The sequence below is a fragment of the Jiulongibacter sediminis genome (genome assembly GCF_001306455.1).
Taxonomy (GTDB): domain Bacteria; phylum Bacteroidota; class Bacteroidia; order Cytophagales; family Spirosomataceae; genus Jiulongibacter; species Jiulongibacter sediminis.
Genome location: NZ_LGTQ01000005.1, coordinates 569,986 through 583,258 on the forward strand (window position 1 = coordinate 569,986; position 13,273 = coordinate 583,258).

17 protein-coding genes are annotated in these 13,273 nt (G+C 39.9%); 8 read left to right on the forward strand and 9 right to left on the reverse strand.

Annotation, left to right across the window (positions count from 1 at the left end; genetic code table 11):
* Window positions 1-89 precede the first annotated feature (89 nt).
* Both sufC and sufD read left to right on the forward strand, forming a co-directional pair.
* Window positions 90-857 (forward strand): Fe-S cluster assembly ATPase SufC, encoded by a 768-nt coding sequence (sufC, locus tag AFM12_RS02525; RefSeq protein ID WP_055143697.1) that lies wholly within the window; start codon window positions 90-92, stop codon window positions 855-857.
* 18 nt (window positions 858-875) lie between these two features.
* Window positions 876-2,183 (forward strand): Fe-S cluster assembly protein SufD, encoded by a 1,308-nt coding sequence (gene sufD / locus AFM12_RS02530; RefSeq protein WP_055143698.1) that lies wholly within the window; start codon window positions 876-878, stop codon window positions 2,181-2,183.
* A 53-nt stretch (window positions 2,184-2,236) separates the two neighbouring features.
* On the opposite strand, the gene AFM12_RS02535 is transcribed toward sufD, so the two are convergent.
* From AFM12_RS02535 to AFM12_RS02550, 4 genes are all read right to left on the reverse strand, one after another.
* The gene (locus AFM12_RS02535; RefSeq protein WP_055143699.1) at window positions 2,237-2,725 is read right to left on the reverse strand and encodes a GNAT family N-acetyltransferase; all 489 of its coding nucleotides are present in this window, start codon (window positions 2,723-2,725) and stop codon (window positions 2,237-2,239) included.
* A complete protein-coding gene (locus tag AFM12_RS02540; RefSeq protein WP_157687265.1) occupies window positions 2,697-4,037 on the reverse strand; it encodes a high affinity choline transporter 1 in 1,341 nt (446 codons plus the stop codon). Before AFM12_RS02540 ends, AFM12_RS02535 begins: the two co-directional genes overlap by 29 nt.
* Before the next feature lie 90 nt (window positions 4,038-4,127).
* On the reverse strand, window positions 4,128-4,790 hold the full coding sequence (locus tag AFM12_RS02545; RefSeq protein ID WP_055143701.1) for a DUF8737 domain-containing protein: 663 nt from the start codon (window positions 4,788-4,790) through the stop codon (window positions 4,128-4,130).
* Window positions 4,787-5,296 carry a DinB family protein gene (locus AFM12_RS02550; RefSeq protein ID WP_055143702.1) on the reverse strand — a complete coding sequence of 170 codons (510 nt, stop codon included), beginning with the start codon at window positions 5,294-5,296 and terminating at the stop codon, window positions 4,787-4,789. The genes AFM12_RS02545 and AFM12_RS02550 overlap by 4 nt, the downstream gene beginning before the upstream one ends.
* 141 nt (window positions 5,297-5,437) lie before the next feature.
* On the opposite strand from AFM12_RS02550, the gene AFM12_RS02555 reads away from it, so the two are divergent.
* The 4 genes from AFM12_RS02555 to AFM12_RS02570 are packed head-to-tail and all read left to right on the forward strand — an operon-like array spanning window position 5,438 to window position 7,891.
* The gene (locus AFM12_RS02555) at window positions 5,438-6,661 is read left to right on the forward strand and encodes a SufS family cysteine desulfurase (RefSeq protein ID WP_082391162.1); all 1,224 of its coding nucleotides are present in this window, start codon (window positions 5,438-5,440) and stop codon (window positions 6,659-6,661) included.
* A gap of 29 nt (window positions 6,662-6,690) precedes the next feature.
* Window positions 6,691-7,122 (forward strand): SufE family protein, encoded by a 432-nt coding sequence (locus AFM12_RS02560; RefSeq protein ID WP_055143704.1) that lies wholly within the window; start codon window positions 6,691-6,693, stop codon window positions 7,120-7,122.
* Window position 7,123: 1 nt separating this feature from the next.
* On the forward strand, window positions 7,124-7,441 hold the full coding sequence (locus tag AFM12_RS02565) for an iron-sulfur cluster assembly protein (RefSeq protein ID WP_055143705.1): 318 nt from the start codon (window positions 7,124-7,126) through the stop codon (window positions 7,439-7,441).
* 24 nt (window positions 7,442-7,465) lie between these two features.
* Entirely contained in the window at window positions 7,466-7,891 is a 426-nt protein-coding gene (locus AFM12_RS02570; RefSeq protein WP_055143706.1) for a BrxA/BrxB family bacilliredoxin, read from the forward strand.
* Window positions 7,892-7,970: 79 nt separating this feature from the next.
* On the opposite strand, the gene hemW is transcribed toward AFM12_RS02570, so the two are convergent.
* The 3 genes from hemW to AFM12_RS02585 all read right to left on the reverse strand — a co-directional run bounded on the left by hemW (window position 7,971) and on the right by AFM12_RS02585 (window position 11,106).
* The gene (gene hemW / locus AFM12_RS02575) at window positions 7,971-9,083 is read right to left on the reverse strand and encodes a radical SAM family heme chaperone HemW (protein WP_055143707.1); all 1,113 of its coding nucleotides are present in this window, start codon (window positions 9,081-9,083) and stop codon (window positions 7,971-7,973) included.
* Complete coding sequence (locus AFM12_RS02580) at window positions 9,083-9,856, reverse strand: class I SAM-dependent methyltransferase (RefSeq protein WP_055143708.1); 774 nt, start codon at window positions 9,854-9,856, stop codon at window positions 9,083-9,085. Before AFM12_RS02580 ends, hemW begins: the two co-directional genes overlap by 1 nt.
* 155 nt (window positions 9,857-10,011) lie before the next feature.
* Window positions 10,012-11,106, reverse strand: a complete 1,095-nt coding sequence (locus AFM12_RS02585; protein WP_055143709.1) for a chorismate mutase — start codon at window positions 11,104-11,106, stop codon at window positions 10,012-10,014.
* A gap of 206 nt (window positions 11,107-11,312) precedes the next feature.
* On the opposite strand from AFM12_RS02585, the gene AFM12_RS02590 reads away from it, so the two are divergent.
* Complete coding sequence (locus tag AFM12_RS02590) at window positions 11,313-11,954, forward strand: lipoprotein signal peptidase (RefSeq protein WP_055143710.1); 642 nt, start codon at window positions 11,313-11,315, stop codon at window positions 11,952-11,954.
* Window positions 11,935-12,177 (forward strand): hypothetical protein, encoded by a 243-nt coding sequence (locus AFM12_RS02595; RefSeq protein ID WP_131458158.1) that lies wholly within the window; start codon window positions 11,935-11,937, stop codon window positions 12,175-12,177. The genes AFM12_RS02590 and AFM12_RS02595 overlap by 20 nt, the downstream gene beginning before the upstream one ends.
* 8 nt (window positions 12,178-12,185) lie before the next feature.
* On the opposite strand, the gene AFM12_RS02600 is transcribed toward AFM12_RS02595, so the two are convergent.
* Both AFM12_RS02600 and purE read right to left on the reverse strand, forming a co-directional pair.
* Complete coding sequence (locus tag AFM12_RS02600) at window positions 12,186-12,782, reverse strand: LysM peptidoglycan-binding domain-containing protein (protein WP_055143712.1); 597 nt, start codon at window positions 12,780-12,782, stop codon at window positions 12,186-12,188.
* Between the two features lie 11 nt (window positions 12,783-12,793).
* On the reverse strand, window positions 12,794-13,273 hold the full coding sequence (gene purE, locus AFM12_RS02605; protein WP_055143713.1) for a 5-(carboxyamino)imidazole ribonucleotide mutase: 480 nt from the start codon (window positions 13,271-13,273) through the stop codon (window positions 12,794-12,796).

Below are 13,273 nucleotides of genomic sequence, written 5' to 3' on the forward strand. Positions count from 1 at the left end.
GCAGATATTAAGGTTTAATAGCCAATAGAAATAAAGCTGCTATTTTTTGTACCTTTGCAGCCCAAACGAATACCATAAAATAGTTTACGATGCTGACAGTCAGTAATTTACATGCCAGAGTAGAGGAAAAAGAAATCTTAAGAGGTATAAATCTTGAGATCAAACCGGGTGAAGTACATGCCATAATGGGACCAAATGGTTCAGGAAAAAGTACCCTGGCCTCTGTTTTAGCCGGAAGAGAAGATTTTGAAGTCACTGATGGTTCTGTTGAATTTCAGGGAAAAGATTTACTTGATCTTGCACCAGAAGAAAGAGCAGCGGAAGGTATTTTTCTCGCTTTCCAATATCCTGTAGAAATTCCGGGTGTAACAACCATAAATTTCTTAAAAACTGCCTTGAATCAAATCAGAAAGTATAGAGGTGAGGAATCTTTAGATGCAGCTCAGTTTCTGAAGCTGATGAAGGAAAAATCTAAACTTGTAAAAATTGACGATCAGTTGTTAAGACGTTCTCTAAACGAGGGTTTTTCTGGTGGTGAAAAGAAGAGAAACGAGATTTTCCAAATGGCGATGCTTGAGCCTACTCTCGGTATTCTGGATGAAACTGATTCTGGTTTGGATATCGACGCCCTGAGAATTGTGGCTGACGGAGTTAATCAATTGAAAGATCAAAACAGATCATTTATAGTGGTAACACACTATCAGAGACTTCTTGACTACATCGTTCCTGATTTCGTGCATGTTCTTTACAAAGGAAGAATAGTGAAGTCTGGTACAAAAGAACTTGCTTTGGAGCTTGAAGAAAAGGGTTATGATTGGATAAAGGCAGAAGCGGACGCTGCTGAGTCTGTTGCTTAATTAAAAATTGAATTTTAGATGTCTGAAAAGAATATACAAACTCAATTATTGGCTGAATTTCAGGAGGTTGAATCCGGAATAAACGGTCATGCTGCAGAGCCATTCAATCAAAGAAGACTTAAGGCCATTGAGAGTTTTAAGAAACTGGGTTTCCCTACCACAAAACACGAAGAGTGGAAATATTCAAATGTTCGAAAGCTGACACAGAAAGAATATAACTTCCACCCTAAAAGTGATATCACTGCTGAAGATTTAAACAGTTTTCATCTTCCTGAGCTTAATGGAATCGTTCTTTACTTCGTGAACGGAATCTACCATCCGGAATTATCTGACCTGGAATCTGCCAAAGGGAAGGTTGAAATTTTGACATTTCAGGAGGCTCAAAAACAGAATCCTGAACTGCTCAATACTCATTATGGTATTTATACCGACGAAGAAAATGAAGCTTTCTCGGCTATGAATACCGCAATGGCTAACGATGGTATCATTGTTCATGTACCGGCTAATGTAACTGTGGAGCAACCCATCATTCTGAGAATGGTTTCAGATACCCGTGAGGAAAACGTGGGCTCGGTTCTTCGCAATTTGATTGTGGTTGGCGAAAATGCTGAGGTAAAACTTGCAGAATCTTTCAGAACCTATGGAGAACACAGTGGCTTTGTAAATACATTGACAGAAATTTCTGTCGCTGAAAGTGCGAGAGTAGACTATTATAAAGTTCAGGATGAAAGCAACGAGGCCTATCATATTGGAACCACAAATGTGCTGCAGAAAGACAAAAGTTATTTTTACGCTGCCACAGTTACGTTAAATGGAGGGTTTATCCGCAACAATCTAAATCTGAAATTGGACGGAGAGTACATTGATAGCTATATGTACGGCCTTTATGTGCCGAATGGCAATCAACATATTGACAATCATACGGTTGCTGATCATACTAAGCCAAACTCTGTTTCAAATGAGCTTTACAAGGGCATTTTAATGGATGAGGCGACTGGTGTTTTCAATGGGAAAATCTTTGTTAGGGAAGATGCCCAAAAAACCAATGCCTACCAGAACTGTCGAAACGTAGTAACCTCAGACAAGGCTGTTATGAACACGAAACCCCAACTGGAAATTTGGGCTGACGATGTGAAGTGTTCACATGGTACCACCACGGGTAAGCTGAACGATGAAGCTATATTTTATATGCAGTCAAGGGGTATCCCTAAGCAGGAGGCTATAAGACTTCAACTGCTTGCTTTTGCTGAAGATGTGGTTTCTCAAATTAAAATTGAGCAAATCAGAGAGTTTTTGGCTGAAAAAATCAAAGAAAAATTGGGTTAAACCTCAAGATCATATTGGAGAAACGGCAACCTCATAAGGGTTGCCGTTTTGCTTTACAGAAACTTTTGAAGAAAAACGCAATCAAGCCATTTCCCGTTTTTAAAGCCGATTTCTCTGAAGGTACCCACCATCTCAAAGCCCATACGTTTATGAAAAATTATGCTGCCCGGGTTTGAGCTGTCAATTCCGGCTACCATGGTATGAAACCCTCTTTCTTTTGCATCTTTCATTAAGTGCTCCAGTAGTACTCGACCAAAACCATTGCCCTGAAATTTTTCGTCGAAATATAAACCGTGCTCCGCTGAATGGAGATAACCGTCTCGTCCTCTGAATTGCCCATAGTACCCGTATCCGGCGAGTTCACCTTCTACGTCCACAACAAAGACCGGAAGGTTTAAATCCTCACGGTCTTTTAGCCATTTCTCAAAAAAATCTGCCGTCTTAGGTTCGTAATCGTAATTATAGGTGGAATTCAGAATATAATGATTCCACAATTTGGCTATTGCCGGCAAATCAGCCTTTATGGCTTCTCGAATGACCATTGTTTGTTTCTTTTAAAAATTTTAAATGGCTGTTGTCAGGTAATAAAAGACTGCCAGAGACCATACATATTAAACTTGCAACTACCCCCCATAAAGTTGGCTCAATCGCTGTTCCCCAAAGTAAGGCTCCAAACCAAACCGTCGCTCCACCAATGATTCCAAACCATGCACCGCTGACTGAAGACTTAGACCAATAAATTCCTAAGATAAACGGGAAAGTCATTGAGACGGTAATTAAGGTGACACTGTTTACAACCAGCGAGTGAATACTGTCATTGAAATAAGTATATCCACCGGAGATAAGGGCCATCAAAATAACCGAAATACGGGTAGTCAAAAGCAATTGCTGATCAGTGAGATTCGTCCGATTACTTTTGATCAGATTCTCAGCAAAGACTGTTGCAGGAGCTAGTACTGCACCACTAGATGTACTCAAAATGGCCGAGATAAGGGCTCCCAGGAAAATAATTTGAACAGGTATACTAAAATATTCCGTTACCATTGCCGGAAGAAGGTTCTGGCCATCATTGCTTTCAATGAGTTCGGGATGAATAGTGTAAATCAACAATCCAATAAGAGAAGGTACTATGCCCACGAAAAACATGAAAAACGCCCCGATGAAAACTCCATTGCGAGCTTTTTTTTCTGATTTTGCCGCAAGTACTCTTTGATAGATTTCCTGAGAAACAATGGAGCCGAAACCAAAAATCATCCATAAATACAAATGGTTAGTCCAGTTGATAAATCCACTTTCAGGAAAAAGATTGAAAAAACCTTCTTTTTGATCGGATATCACCTTCAACAAACCTTCAGTTTGTTGGTTCAGCACAAAGAGAATGTAGCCCAGACCCAATACCATGACCACTGCCTGAATTAAATCGGTAAGAGAAACAGCCCACATTCCACCAACATAAGTGTATAGCACCACAATACCTGCTGCTACAACCACACCCATATTTACGGGCCAGTTATACAAGGATTCAAAAATGTAGGCCAGTGCCAATAGTTGAGAAGCCACCCAGCTAAAATATGATAAGATTAAAATGAGGGATGTGATAGTTTCCACCCTCTTACCGTATCTCATCTTGAAAAAATCATTGACGGTAAGAATATTTAAGCGATAGATTGGTCTTACGAAAAAGAAAGCAACAATTAGCAAACATAGAGTACCACCACCAGCGTCTATAATAAGAGCCTGAGCTCCTTCCTGAACAAAATAACCTGGTACTCCCATGATCATTTCAGAGCCAAACCAGGTGGAAAAAATTGTAACCCCTACGATGAAAGCCGGAAGATTTTTTCCGGCAATCATATAGTCTTCAGAATTTTTTACTCTTTTGGCAGCCCAAAAACCAATCAGGATTGTCAGTAGTAGATATAAACTTATAAACAGGGATACCATCTATTTTTTCATTAACTGTTTAATGCTCATTAAGTGTGAAAACAGCACCAAAGGAACTATGAATGATGGAAGCCAGATGAAAGGGAAAGTCAAAACCGCAACATTTGGTGTTTCAAATGCCAGTTTCTGAAATGGAGACGGAGCGGATAAGATAGCGGTTATTACAATATTGGCTAAAAGAAACAGACCAATGAAATTCCAAAGCAATACTCTTTGTGAATCGATAATTGTCTTCCTTAGTCCGTATAGAATGATCAAAGGGGCAGTAAAGCCTGCAATAATGTCAAAGTTTCTACCTTCAAAAGTCATCAGTTTGGGAATAGTCTCATAACTGGCCAACAACCACAGCACAATTTCAACGGGTATTCTGACCGTGTGAATCCAATGAAGGTTTTCCAGTGAGTGATTACCATCTTTCTTTATATAGACCAGATACAGAACAAATAAAAATGGAGGCAAAATCGCCAGTGCAAATTTTGGAGGCAGGGTGGTCGTATCCTGATAGAAACCGCTGTAAGCCAGAGAAGCCTGAATTGCCAGCCAGGCAAATAAGGCTAGCCAGGTAGATTGATTAGGTCTGAAGGCTTTCTTAAACAGCCAAACGGCGTAAAGCGTCGTTAAGGTAAACAAGAAGGCAATAAAAGGAGGTAGTTCTTCAATCATTCGTTTTTGATATTCAGGTTGACAGCATCATAAAAGCCCATTTGTTGATTCGTCAGAGCCTTAGTGTAAAAAATGATTTGACCGGTATGATAGGAGAGGTGTTCTACCACATGTATTAAAACTCCAATGCCAGAAAATCGATACCCCTGAACCATTCGAACCCTCTCCAGTTCTATAGCGGAGATTGATTGACAGATTTCAATGGTTTTTCCAATGCTTTCCTTCAATTTTTGCAGGAGATTATCTTTTTCAAAGCCTCCTTTTGTATCAAATTCAAGATCCCTCTCTCTATGATCAGGTTGATTACCAAGAGAAGAAACACCATATTGTTCAATATTGCCACGAAGATGAAGGAGTTGGTTGCCGATACTCAAACTATTTTCATTCGGCCTTTGCCAAAGCAAATTTTCGTCAATCAAGTTTACCGTTTTCTGGATTTTGCTCAGGTTTTCCTGAAGACGGTAAATGCAATTGTCAATAAATTCTTTTTGAAAGTTTTCAGTCATAATGTATTTCAAAAATAAGGTTCACACTTTAGCTCCCAAACAAATAATGGTAACTTTGTGACCATTTTCGAGTCTTATTTAGAATTTCTCTAAACTTAAAGGTTCGTAAATCTGTTTTGCCCATATACGATATCGAGAATTTTGAGTCAGATAAACATTAATAAAGTTAGGGAGCAGTTTCCTATTCTTCATCAGGAAGTTAACGGAAAACCACTGGTATATTTTGATAATGCGGCCACTACACAAAAGCCGCAGGTTGTCATTGATGCTCTTTCGGGTTATTATTCCGGTTATAATGCCAACATCCACCGGGGAATTCACTATTTGGCGGAAAAAGCAACTTCTGCTTTTGAAGCTTCCAGGAAGTCAATTCAGGAGTTTCTTAATGCACCCTCATCTGATGAGATTATATTCACTTACGGTACCACGGACGGCATAAACCTTATTTCCAATACCTACGGTAGAGCTTTTTTAAGCGAAGGAGATGAGATCATCATCAGTACGATGGAGCATCATAGCAATATTGTACCCTGGCAAATGCTTTGTGAAGAGAAAGGTTGTGTTTTAAAGGTTATTCCTATTTCAGATGATGGTGAACTTTTGATGGATGAATACCATCAGATGCTTTCAGAAAAAACCAAAATAGTCTCGGTCGTCTATGCCTCCAATGCTCTTGGAACAATAAATCCGGTAAAAGAAATTATAGATGCAGCCCATAGCGTAGGAGCCGTTGCTATCATTGATGCTGCACAGGCTACTTCTCATATAAAAATTGACGTTCAAAGTCTTGATGTTGATTTTATATGCTTCTCTGCACATAAACTGTATGGACCTACCGGAATGGGAGCACTTTTCGGTAAAAGAGAATTATTGGAAAAAATGCCACCCTGGAGAGGTGGTGGAGAAATGATCAAGGAAGTTAGCTTTGACAAGACTACCTACAATGAGATTCCTTATAAGTTTGAAGCAGGCACGCCTAATATAGCGGATGTAGTGGCTTTAAAAACAGCCCTTGAATATGTAAATGAACTTGGTCTTGAAAATATTTCAGCTTATGAACAAGAGCTTTTGGCTTACGCCACGGATAGACTCGAGGCTATTGAGGGACTTAAAATTGTTGGTAAAGCAAGAGAAAAAGTTAGTGTTATCTCTTTTGTAATGGATGGGATTCACCCTCAGGATATTGGTGTCTTGTTAGATCAGCAGGGAATAGCGATTCGTACGGGTCACCATTGTACTCAACCTCTGATGCAACGATTTGGAATTGTAGGAACTTCCAGAGCGTCATTTGCGGTTTACAACACAAAAGAAGAAGTAGACCTGCTTGTTGAAGGCTTAGCAAAAGTGAAGCGGTTTTTATTGTGATTTTTTTAAGGCTGATTTAAGAAGTATTAATGACCATTAACGAAATACAAGACGAGATTATCGAAGATTTTGAACTCTTTGATGATTGGGAAGGCAAATACGAATACATTATTGACCTGGGCAAAAAGTTGCCTGAGTTAGCGGAAGAGCATAAACAAGATGAGAACATCATCAAGGGCTGCCAGTCTGTTGTTTGGCTTCATGCCTATGAAGAAGGCGGTAAAGTCTTCTACGAAGCAGACAGTCAGGCAATAATCGTGAAAGGTTTGGTGAGTATGCTAACCAAAGTCTTAAGTGGACAACCTGCTGAGGAGATAATGAAAGCTGATTTGTATTTTATTGATAAAGTAGGCTTGGCAAGTCATCTGGCACAAACACGCTCAAATGGTTTGGTGGCCATGTTAAAACAAATGAAAAATTATGCTCTTGCTTTCACGAGCAAAGAGGCAACGACAAAATAAAATGACGGAAGCAGAATTAGAACTAAAAGATAAAGTAGTAGCGGCCATAAAAGAAGTTTATGACCCCGAAATTCCCGTAGATGTTTTTGAACTGGGTTTAATTTATGAAGTTAAAATTTTCCCCGTTAATAATGTTTACATATTGATGACATTGACATCTCCTTCTTGTCCATCAGCTGAGCAGATCCCTAGCGAAATTGAACAGAAGGTTCGTGACGTCGAAGGTGTCAGTGATGTTTCTGTCGAATTGACTTTTGATCCTCCTTACAGCACGGAAATGATGTCAGAAGTAGCTAAGCTGGAGCTTGGCTTTATGTAGTACCAAATTTAAATTTAGATAGATATGTATTCTCCTCAATTAGTAGCCCCAATGAAAGCTCAGCTAACCGACGCCGGTTTCAGCGAGTTAACCTCAGCTGCAGATGTAGATAAGTTTTTTGAAGATCAAAAGGGAACAGCCTTAATTGTAATTAACTCAGTATGTGGTTGTGCAGCAGGAACTTGCCGCCCTGGCGTGTTAGGTTCGTTGCAGCGTTCAGCTGTTAGGCCAGATCAGTTGGTGACGGTTTTTGCTGGCTTTGACACAGAAGCTACTCAGCGTATGCGTGAATATATTCCAATGCCTCCTTCATCGCCTTCTATTGCATTATTCAAAGACGGGGAGTTGGTTCATTTTGTAGAACGTCATCACATTGAAGGTCGTTCGGCTGAAATGATCGCTCAGCATCTTGAGATGGTGTATGATGAAGTTTGCGGAGCTGAAGCCTAATTCAAAGGTTAAAGATCCTAGATTTAAGACAGAAGACTAGCTGTCATGAAAGCATCAGAATTTGTTCTGGTGCTTTTTATTACGTAAAGAACAAATCAGAAGCTATGCGATCAGCCTGAAGTTTTCCCTGTGGTGTGAGAAAGATAGTTTCACCCACTTTTTGGAGCATTTGATGATCTAAATAGTGAGAGAGCGTTCTGTTAAAATCCTCATCAATTAAGCTACTCACTTTAGTCAAGTCTACCCCCCATTTTGTTCTCAATCCAGTCATTATCAATTCGTTAGCAATATCTGTTTTGCTAAGCTGTTCCACTTCAAATAGCACCTTATCTTCAGCCAACGACTTTATATATAGTGCATTATTGGAAACATTCCACTGACGGTTAATACCATCAAAGGAATGAGCCGAAGGGCCGATACCTAAGTAAGGTTCTCCTTTCCAGTATGACGTGTTATGCCTGGCGTATTGATGATTTCTGGTAAAATTTGAAATCTCGTATTGTTCAAACTGATGCTTTCCAGTTTCTCCAAGCAATATCTCAAATTGCTCAACAGCAAAATCCTCATCTATTGGCTTCATTTGCTTTTTTTTCAATTGATGACCGAAAACCGTTTTATCTTCAATAGTCAAACAGTAGGCAGAAAGATGTGTAAATGAATAACTTAAAGCCTTTTCCAGGTTTTTTTTCCAAATATCATGCGTTGGGTGGGGGATTCCGTAAATCAGGTCAATACTGAAATCCTTAAAACCGGCATCTAACGACTTCTGAATACATAACTCTGCATGTTCAGCCGTATGTGCACGGTTTAAGTATTTAAGCTGAGCTTCGTCAAAACTTTGAATTCCAAGGCTTAATCGGTTGATTCCTAGGGATTTCCAAAGGCGAAGTGACTTGTCATTGACATCGTCGGGGTTTGCCTCAAGGGTAACTTCTGCTTTTGAATCAACGGTGTAAAAGCGGTTAATAGCTTCAAAAACCGATGAAAGTTCTTCTTTATCGAGTAAGGAAGGTGTACCGCCACCAAAGTAGATGGTGTTCAGATGTTTGTTCTTAAGATAATCTTTTTGCAGTTCAATTTCTCTGACCAGTCCACTCACCAGTTCTTTCTTTTTTGAAAGATTAGTAGAGAAGTGAAAATCACAATAATGACAGGCCTGTTTACAAAATGGGATATGCAGGTATAGGTGCATTATTTGGTTCCTACAAAGTAGAAATCAAGGCTCTCATCAGGCTCAACACAAACACAATAGTCTTTCCATTCGATACTGGCAGCGAGAGTATCCTGAGAATCATGAAGCTTATTTCTGTTCTTTCTATTCATGTACTCATATGGAATTCGCAGCACCCATGATGGCAGTTTATGTTGTAGATCAAGCACATCCCATTTCATCATTTTCTGAACAGAAACCTTATTTTTTTCGTAATAGTCCCAGACCTTGTCATTGCCGCTTACTCCCAGGGTATCTACAGTTTTGAAGTATTTTTCCATGAGTTCTTTGAGCTCATTAGTGAAATACTCTCTTACATGCCATGGATTTCGACTGAGTGAAAACTTCTTGTTGACTGTAGTCAAAATGATTTTACCCCCTGGTTTAAGTACGCGTTGAGCTTCAGCCACAAATTTCTTGTCGTCCTGGATATGCTCAATAACCTGAAATGAGACAACGAAGTCAAACGTATTGTCTTCAAATCTGGATAAATCGGGGAAACTAGCTGTTTGAAAAGTAGAATCAGGGTATTTTTCCTGAAGAGCCTTTATTAGCGATTCGTTTTTATCAAGACCTGTGTAATGATCAGATACCTCAATTAATTTTTCTACGCCACGGCCCCAACCACAGCCAAGCTCGAGGACGTTTCCGTGAAGAATTTTAGACACTTCTTCATATGGAAAATATAACCTCTGGTGTACAGGATTATCAGAAGCAATCTCTGCACTTGTAATTTCAGTTGTCGCGTAACTCATTTATTAGGAATTGCATTAAATCTGATCAGGCAAATACCAAAACAATGCCATGAACTGCTTTTGTTAATCAAAGATAGGAATTTGTCTCGATTTACATTAAAAAGAAAACCCGACCATCGTTGGTCGGGTTTTCAAATATCAAAATTGGTTTTGAATTAAGCAGGTTGCTGATTCATTACCTCTGTTTGCTTTCTGATTGACTCCATGTGAATCAACTTAAACAACTCTTCAACGGTTTCGTTATAAAGATTAAGGCTTTTGCCCCATTCTGCACGGCTATCGTGTACTTTATTCCATCTGTCAAGCTGAAGAACTGCTACATTATTATCTCTTTTGTACTCACCAAGTTGCTCAACAACCGCCATTCTGGCTGCGATTACTTCAAGAAGCTCTCTGTCAAGATTATCAAGACGACCTCTCAAACGCTCAAGCTCATCCTGGAAATCAGCACCGTAAGTTTCGTTTCTGAACTCGATACCTTTTAACATCTCGCCCAAAGCGTCAGGTGTTAACTGCTGAGCCGCATCAGACCATGCTTCATCAGGATTTCTGTGAGATTCAATGATCAAACCGTCATAGTTAAGGTCCATCGCTCTCTGAGTTAGCTCAGCAAGGTAGGCACGCTTACCAGCCATATGGCTAGGGTCACCTATCATTGGAATATCAGGGAAGATTGACTTGAACTCAACCGCGATCTGCCACATTGGAGAGTTTCTGTATTTAGCTTCCTGAGCATTAGAGAAACCTCTGTGAATAGCACCTAATTTAGTGATACCTGCACCTGCTATACGCTCAAAAGCTCCAACCCATAGAGCCAGATCAGGGTTTACAGGGTTTTTGATGAAAACAGGTACATCAACTCCTTTCAATGAGTCAGCAAGATCTTGTACGTTGAAAGGGTTTACTGTAGTTCTTGCTCCAACCCAAAGAGCATCCACTCCATATTTAAGGGCAAGCTCAACATGCTGAGGAGTAGCAACCTCACATGAAGTAGGAAGACCAGTTTCTTCTTTAGCTTTTTGCAACCAAGGCAAAGCAGGCTCTCCAACACCTTCAAAACTACCCGGACGAGTACGTGGTTTCCAAACTCCGGCTCTTAGAATGTGAGCATATCCTTCTTTTGCGATAGCTCTTGCAGTTTCAAGGTATTGCTCCTCTGTTTCTGCACTACATGGTCCGGCAATAATTAATGGTTTTCCTCCAGTATCAATCCAACTGCTGAGAGGTTCTGTGTTTAATTGTACGTTCATCTTCTACAAATTCAAGCTTTCGCCTATGGTTCCTAAAACTGATAATGAAGGCCCTGAATTAGAACTACTTCATTTTGAGGCCACAAAGATAGCAGATATTGTTTGAATTAATTCTCTAAGGATTATAAAAAAAGCTATGCTCCGTATTAAAAAAGCCTTTATTTTGTGCAACACTTTTAAATCAAACGGAAGGCTTTTACTTTTCAATGAAATCTCCTTTTAAGTTTTATCTTTTTGCGGTTATACTCATCATTATAGATCAGGCGATAAAGCTTTGGATGCACTTTGAGGTGATTCCAAACCACTTTGGTGAAATTGACCTTATACCCGGTTTTTTAAAACTTCATTATATCACTAATAAGGGGATGGCCTTTGGGATGGAGCTTGGCGGTGATTACGGTAAACTTATTTTAACAGCTTTCAGGCTGGTAGCCATGGGAGTAATCGTTTATATTCTAGCGAAGTTGGCCAGGAAAGGCTCCCCGGATGGTCTTTTATGGAGTTTAGGTGCCATTCTTGCCGGTGCAATCGGTAATGTAGTTGATAGTATTTTTTACGGTGTGTTTCTCAATAACGCTCCATTTGATGCTCCATCGCCGTGGTTTCATGGGCAGGTTATTGACATGTTTTATGCTTATGGTCTCGATGGCTACTGGCCGGATTGGGTACCTTTCCTTGGAGGAACATATAACAACACCCCGATCTTTAATTTTGCCGATGCCTGCATTTTTGTTGGTGTGGTTACCATATTAATTTTCCAGAAGTCATTCATTGATCAACCTCTGGAGAATTCAAAAAATGAATTTCAAACTGCAATAGAATCAGATTATGACAACGAAGAGAACTAACTGGTTAATTTCGCTTACTATATTATTCCTCTTTGTGATGATTTTTCTTCCTGCCCAGGTAGCGTCACCAAGAATTCAAACGATTATTGTCGCTGTGGTTGGAGTTTTTGCCCTTGCATTTCAGGTTTTACTTCTCAGAACCTCAAAAGAAAAGACCCAGTCGTATATTCTCCTGGGTCTTACATTGATTGCGATGGCTTTGATGTTTTTGGTATATCGATAGACCAAAACTTATTTGTTCTCTTTAAACGGAATAATCAGCTTTTCTCCTCTTTCAGCGTAATTTTTAGTCTTTTCGTTAGCTTTCATCAGTGCATCAACTGTAATGCCATATTTGCCACCAACTACTCGCAATATATCTCCCGGACCGACAGTATGAATAGCCATCACGGGAACGGTAAGTTTTTTGCCAACACTCAATGAGTTAGCGGAAATATTATCATTATAAGATTGTAGCGTACTTACAGAAATATTGTACCTGTTTGCGATACTGAAGAGTGTTTCACCTTTTGAAATGGTATGTGTAGCCATTTTGGCATCTCCCATAGCGGGCTGAGCTTTCACCGTTTCTTCAACTTTAGCAGCTGGTACTTCTTCTACGGGCTCAGAGCTTTCAGTCGCAACATCTTCTTCATTAGCAATAGGCTCTTCTCTAACGACAACAGCCTCGGGATGGTCAAGCTCTGCTACCGTAGAGGCTTCGTCTGAAATCATTTGCCAACCTACATAAAGTAGAAGACAAACAATACCCACCAGACTAATCAAAACTGCCATTGGCAGATTTTTCGATGCTTCCTCAGGCTTGGGGTTTCTTTTTTCAAATTCCATGTTTCTATTTATTAAGCACGTACTTCCTGGCTCATTTTGGCCACTTTTTCTTTTAATTTTTCTTTGTAGTTGTCCAGAGCTTTAGCCATTTCTACATCTGCTGATCCAATAATCTGTAAGGCAAGAAGGCCAGCATTTTGACTTGCGTTTAAAGCTACAGTGGCTACCGGCACACCATTGGGCATTTGCAAAATGGACAAAACCGAGTCCCAGCCATCTATAGAATTACTGGATTTTACCGGAACACCAATCACCGGTAATGAAGTGCATGAGGCTACCATCCCCGGTAAATGTGCGGCTCCGCCTGCTCCTGCTATGATGACCTGAACGCCTCTTTTTCGAGCATTCTGAGCAAACTCAACCATTTTGATCGGGGTTCTGTGTGCTGAGACTATATCCACTTCATGTTCAACGCCAAATTCTTTAATAACGTCTATAGCTCCCTGCATGACTTTGAGGTCAGAGCTGGACCCCATAATGATACTGATCAT